This is a genomic window from Photobacterium gaetbulicola, assembly GCF_003025515.1.
GTDB classification, from domain to species: Bacteria; Pseudomonadota; Gammaproteobacteria; order Enterobacterales; family Vibrionaceae; genus Photobacterium; species Photobacterium gaetbulicola.
On record NZ_PYME01000056.1, the window covers coordinates 1 to 5,469 of the forward strand.

Here is a 5,469-nt window from a genome sequence, read left to right on the forward strand (position 1 = left end):
CGCACCAATATTTGACCGACCGGGCCACCGAAGTAGGACAAAAGACACTAGATATGGAGCGTCAGGCCATCCAGTCCATGATGCAAAATGTCACAGGGAAACTCGGCCAGACGGAAAAACTGGACGTCATCAAGTCCGAACAACAGCAGATCCTCACCTCACGGTCTTACACCCCAGAACAAGCGAGAATGGTTGCCAATGCCCAAACCGAGCGTAACGCCCTCGCCACAGAAATCGCCTACGCAGCAGGACTCCGGGCCCACGAACTACACACCATCCAAAGAATCGAAGACCGCCGCCCCGATATCAGAGAAAGCCATGATGCAAAATTCGCACATCGTGACGGTGTCCGTTACACCGTAGACGGTAAAGGCGGCCTTGTAAGGGAAGTGCTACTCCCCAAAGATCTTTCCGACAGACTCGAAGCCCGTAGGCTCGAACAGCCACAGCAGATCACCGACCGAGGCGTAAATTACACCTCCCACTACGACATAAACGGGGGAAATCGTTGGTCCAGTTCATTCACGACCGCTTCAAATAGAGCATTAAACTGGAGTGCCGGCGCACACGGCCTCCGCCATAGCTATGCCCAGGAACGGATGAATGAACTACAACGCTCCCTCCCATACGAACAGGCACTAAAAGTCGTGTCTCTCGAAATGGGCCACATCCGAGCTGAAATCACGGAGGTTTACCTACGATGAAATGGATTTTACTGGTCGCTGTCATTCTAGGCATTGGCTGGACAGCAAACTGGAGTTACCACCAACTCGATCAGGCCGTGTTAATCACCGATTATGCTAAAGCTGATGCCGTTCCCAGACAGTGGGCACTCGTCGATTTTAGCCAGGAAAGCCCCGAGATTTATCAATATACGGCGGCTAATGGATATTGGCCTATATTCAAAGGACTGTGGCCCATATGGGCATTATTCACATTAATTGTCCTCGCCCTCATCCCACTCACCACCTACCTATACCAAGGCTTCCACAACCAACAAATCATGGCGGCTCAGAAAGCCCAAACGGATGCGGAAGAACAGGCAAGCAAAGCCGAATCAGAGGCGTTCGCCTACGAACAGAGAGCCAAAGCCTGGGCCGAAGAAAGAGTCAACGCTGCCTACCAGGAACAATTATCCCGTGTTCGTAAAGAACTCGAACAAGAGTGGGACAGTTACCATCAACTAAAAAACCAAATCGTACAACGAGAAAGCCTGATCCAAAACAGGGAAGCCATTGCCCGAAAAGCCCAAGAAGACGCAAAAAATCAAATCTCAGAAATCCAAAAGCAATACGCACTGAAACTAACTCATTTTGAAACAGAAACTGCTGAGCTAAGAAAAGCCAGGGACAATGCCCAAGCAGGGTATCAACGATTGAAGATGAAAAAGTCGCCCAAACAAAAACAGCCCTAAAAAGAGCTGTTATCTGATAAGGCTTGTTGTTTCGCGATCACTCTTTTGAAATCTTGAGATACTTGGAGTAACACTACGATTCGGAAAATATTGTACGCTAAGAGCTTAATCAATTGATTTACATAAGACTGTCTAGCTGAGGTATACCCTAGTTAGATGTCAGAGGATATGCTGTATTGTCGTCAGAATGGGGTTCGAATATGGTTTATCTGACAGTATCGATCATTATCGTCGAGTGACCCCAGAGCGAAGGAAGACAGCGCTCCGCGCCCAACAAGATGTTTGGTTTTTTTCATGGAAAGCAAAGCGGCCCGAGGCCGCGGGAAAGGCCGTCGCAGGGCTCCCCGAATCAGCCCTTTCGGCTACGCCGAACCCCTACCTCGAAACCCAAAAAATTTGGTTGAAGTATCGGGTTCATTTCACGCTTTCCTCTGGGTTGTTTCTCCCTTTCGGGCTGCCCTACGCTCTCCCTTCAGCGTCCTGAGTTCATTTGCAGAATCTCAGAACGTCCACCTCAGTGGGAGACACCAAACCGTATTATCATTTGGCCTTACTCGATGCCTAGCAGCTGGAGCATCGTGACCTATTACGTCATTTCGGGTCTGGTTCGTTCGCTGGCTACCTTAGGTATCCCTTGGTCGGTAGCGGGATGTCTTCGCCTATCCAAAACATCTTGATTCCAAATAGGCCGCGGGAATACTTGAAGTGCTATCTTGATATGGTCTATCATGATGGGACTTACCGAGCCGCGAAACTCTTGTAAGTATTCCGAGAAAACCGACCCTGCAAGGTCGGTTTTTTCACATCTGGGCTGTAAGGTTACGACCAATACAAAATGATCTCAATGATCATTTGCTGATCATTCATACATTTCATTTAAGCCTCAACGGCTTCAGCCTCTTTAGAATCAATCTTTATGGTATCTTCATTGATAGAGAAAATAATCTGGCCAGGTGAGAACTGAATGTCCTCATCAATGGAGAAGGCATTAGCTTTTCTCGTATATTTAGGGGCAATTAATGGCATTGGTTCGTAATGAGTAAAACGAACCTGACCTCTTGCGGAGTTCGCTGTTCCAGAAATAGCATATCCCTTAACAGAAAGATCGCTAATCAAAGCCACTCTCCAGAGTTTATTTTCACGGTCATAAGCCACATCAACCCGATCACCAACCTGCATTCTTGCTTCACTCAATGCCTTTTCTGATAAACGAATCGTTATCACTCGAGCATCTCTGTTTTGATAATATGCCTGGGTAATACTGATGATCGATTTAGTCGTTGAACCACCTCTTGACGAGCCAGATCGCGCAGCCTTTGCTATTTCGTGTAGCGATTCAAATGCCATGTATTTCCCCTAATTGGCGCAACAAATGAGAGTGCAATCTTGCGCGTGTGCAACTACCTTGTCAACAATCGCGCGCACATCAGCCCGATCATCCATCAATCATCTTCGCGTAATTCTAGCTTCACCCCGCGCCCCGACATCCCTAAGACGTTGAAATATAGAAACAAAAAAACAACACCTGTACATTTACTTTGCATTAGGGCGCATAGAAAAACGCACAAAACCAACAAAATAGGGAAAAAACGTTCGTTTTTCGAATCAATCCAAGCCTGAAATAGACCCAACCAAAAAACATTCATGAACAAACCAAATGCAAAAGCCAACAAAGCAACAGAAAAGCATGGAATACATTGGAGAGCATCAACAAAGAAATATTGTCCTCTTGGTTCGGGAAATGCCTGTTACGTTAAATCGGCACCGAACGGGCGTGATCGTGTAAATCGCTCTCTGAGACGCAGACACAAAAAAAGGCCGCCAACGGCGACCTAAATAATTTGCAGGCTCAATAAAAACAGCCCAAATGTTATGGTACGTCTTGCAACAAGACCCCAGCATAATGACAGAGTTCTCAATTAATGTTCAACATGAAAACCGTGGTGCGTGAAGTGCCTATTATGGTAAATAGCCCAGTTAGCCCCTGATTTTGGCCTTTCTAGCCCCTCAGAAGCCCGTAGCAGCGATTTCAGACAATTGATCAATGCGATACACCACTAAAGCGGCCTGAAAGTTTGTGACGGTTTGAGGGCGATTTACAGGGTATTTTTAGGCGGGTTCATTTCAAACAAAAAACGGGGCCAAAGCCCCGTTTTCGCAGTTAAGCATGCTTAAATCCAAGATCTAGCTTAAAGCCACATGCTTTGGCGTAACTTACTAGCGTTCTTAAACTAGGATTCGATTTACCAGATTCTAGACGAGATACATTAGGCGCCTTTGTCCCCATTCGTAAGGCCACCTCATCTTGAGTTAAGCCAGATTTCTCTCTCATCGAAATTAAGGTACTAATGAGCTCAAACTCAGGTGCTAATTCTTCGTATGCCTGTTTAACTTCAGGTTTACTCAGTGCCTTGGCCTTCAATGTAGATAAACTCATAATTTCACCTCTTTCATTCGCTCTTTCGCAAGATCAATTTCTCTCTTTGGCGTCTTTTGTGATTTTTTTACAAAAGCTCGAAGCACATGAATATTCTGACCTTTCAAGTAACAAAACAGCCCTCGCCCAATTCCCTCTTTAGCTTTGGCTCTTATTTCAAACAAACCGTCACCCATTGGTTCAGTATGTGGTGGTCCTAAATTCGCACCATGCTCTTCCATCAACTCCAATAACCGAATCATTCGAGCTTGAATTTTAGGGGGCATCGACAAAATTTCGTCCTCAACCCCCTCATAAAAATCAACTTTCCAAGCCATTTCGCCATCTTTTCAACTTATCATATATGATAAGTTTACTCTTAATAATTGGATAATCCAATAAACACTCGTCGGCTTGGACTTGGCGAACCGGCTCCGCCGTTCAGTTCGCCAGGTTCAAGCTGACCGACAAGCGAAGCGCGTCAGATTTTCACATGTGAAAATTTGGGGGCCTACCGCCCCCATCCCCCTGTCAAATTCACTCAACGAGACACGCTCACTCTCCCCGCCGGAGGCGTTGGAGAGTCGAGTTCTCGAGCCTCATTTCGCAAATTTCTCGGTCACACGTGCCCTCGCTAGGTTAGATTGTCATCTAACCTAGCGAGGGCACGGATACCAACACCTAAGCCAATTTCACGCATAATAAACAACGCATGGCAATGATGCAGGTTGCATACAGACTTAAAATCGTGCAAAATACAGACAACGATGTGAATCAGTTTTGTTAAATGGTTGCGACTTCCGCAGTTTGTTTCTACCTGTTCAATCTGAAAAAACAGAGGCCAGTCAGTCTCTCCCGAGCATGGTATCAGCCCCGATAATATCGGACCGGAGCTGCTAAATCCGAGGCACTCGCAGGAGTGAAAGACAGATCCCAACTGGTGAAATGGGTGTGAGTCGAGCATCAATCGACACAAAGGAAAGGGAAAACGGTCAGATAATCCCTGTGCCCAATGGCACAGAACTGGCGAATAGGCATTAAGTTGTCGCTGTCCTGATAGTCAGGATTGTATGTTCTTACGAGGGATCCCATGTCTGAATTCGATGTTCACTCTGAACTTTCCAGCCTGAAAGCGCAGACCCGAGCCATCAGAAAACGTGCCTATTCCGCCCGAAAATCCCGCCTCGACAAATACAAATTTGAACTCCTATCACTCCATCAAGCTGGTGCGAATACAGCAGAACTTCAACGCTGGCTAAGAACAAAAAACAGGGTCAAAGTCGCTCATTCAACCGTTCTTAGGTGGTTAGAAAAAAATGGCTAAATTTGCGAAACACGTCGATCCCCAGGCGGTGGCAGAAAGACAGGCTGCCAACATCATGAAGCAAATGCAGGGTAAACATTTATCTAGCGTAGGCACCGTTCGCAACTACGAGGAACGCCTAACGATTGTGGCGAAACATGCGAATGCCGACTTTCAATGCGGCCTGAGAGATCTCACAGTGGCACAGGCGCACCAATATTTGACCGACCGGGCCACCGAAGTAGGACAAAAGACACTAGATATGGAGCGTCAGGCCATCCAGTCCATGATGCAAAATGTCACAGGGAAACTCGGCCAGACGGAAAAACTGGACGT

General features: G+C 46.7%; 6 protein-coding genes and 1 pseudogene. 4 read left to right on the forward strand and 3 right to left on the reverse strand.

Annotation, left to right across the window (positions count from 1 at the left end; genetic code table 11):
• A partial coding sequence (locus C9J03_RS26845; protein WP_107291805.1) for a site-specific integrase occupies nucleotides 1-704 on the forward strand: 704 nt, incomplete at its 5' end.
• Nucleotides 701-1,414: a hypothetical protein gene (locus C9J03_RS26150; RefSeq protein WP_107291806.1), complete on the forward strand. Its 714-nt coding sequence runs from the start codon at nucleotides 701-703 to the stop codon at nucleotides 1,412-1,414. The genes C9J03_RS26845 and C9J03_RS26150, both read left to right, overlap by 4 nt.
• Before the next feature lie 876 nt (nucleotides 1,415-2,290).
• Here the strand turns inward: C9J03_RS26150 and C9J03_RS26160 are convergent.
• From C9J03_RS26160 to C9J03_RS26170, 3 genes are all read right to left on the reverse strand, one after another.
• Entirely contained in the window at nucleotides 2,291-2,761 is a 471-nt protein-coding gene (locus C9J03_RS26160; protein ID WP_107291808.1) for a hypothetical protein, read from the reverse strand.
• Between the two features lie 814 nt (nucleotides 2,762-3,575).
• The gene (locus C9J03_RS26165; protein WP_107291809.1) at nucleotides 3,576-3,851 is read right to left on the reverse strand and encodes a helix-turn-helix domain-containing protein; all 276 of its coding nucleotides are present in this window, start codon (nucleotides 3,849-3,851) and stop codon (nucleotides 3,576-3,578) included.
• Nucleotides 3,848-4,168, reverse strand: coding sequence for a type II toxin-antitoxin system RelE/ParE family toxin (locus tag C9J03_RS26170; RefSeq protein WP_107291810.1), 321 nt, complete (start codon nucleotides 4,166-4,168; stop codon nucleotides 3,848-3,850). The genes C9J03_RS26165 and C9J03_RS26170 overlap by 4 nt, the downstream gene beginning before the upstream one ends.
• Nucleotides 4,169-4,920: 752 nt before the next feature.
• Here C9J03_RS26170 and C9J03_RS26175 point away from each other — a divergent pair.
• Nucleotides 4,921-5,154: a hypothetical protein gene (locus C9J03_RS26175; RefSeq protein ID WP_107291811.1), complete on the forward strand. Its 234-nt coding sequence runs from the start codon at nucleotides 4,921-4,923 to the stop codon at nucleotides 5,152-5,154.
• A pseudogene (locus C9J03_RS26180) lies at nucleotides 5,147-5,469 on the forward strand (hypothetical protein); the annotation flags it as partial. The gene C9J03_RS26175 and the pseudogene C9J03_RS26180, both read left to right, overlap by 8 nt.

Excerpts from the sequence above, each read along its gene's own strand:
- C9J03_RS26175 (WP_107291811.1), top strand. The coding sequence starts at position 4,921 with ATGTCTGAATTCGATGTTCACTCTGAACTTTCCAGCCTGAAAGCGCAG.
- C9J03_RS26150 (WP_107291806.1), top strand. The coding sequence starts at position 701 with ATGAAATGGATTTTACTGGTCGCTGTCATTCTAGGCATTGGCTGGACA.
- C9J03_RS26160 (WP_107291808.1), bottom strand. The coding sequence starts at position 2,761 with ATGGCATTTGAATCGCTACACGAAATAGCAAAGGCTGCGCGATCTGGC.
- C9J03_RS26165 (WP_107291809.1), bottom strand. The coding sequence starts at position 3,851 with ATGAGTTTATCTACATTGAAGGCCAAGGCACTGAGTAAACCTGAAGTT.
- C9J03_RS26170 (WP_107291810.1), bottom strand. The coding sequence starts at position 4,168 with ATGGCTTGGAAAGTTGATTTTTATGAGGGGGTTGAGGACGAAATTTTG.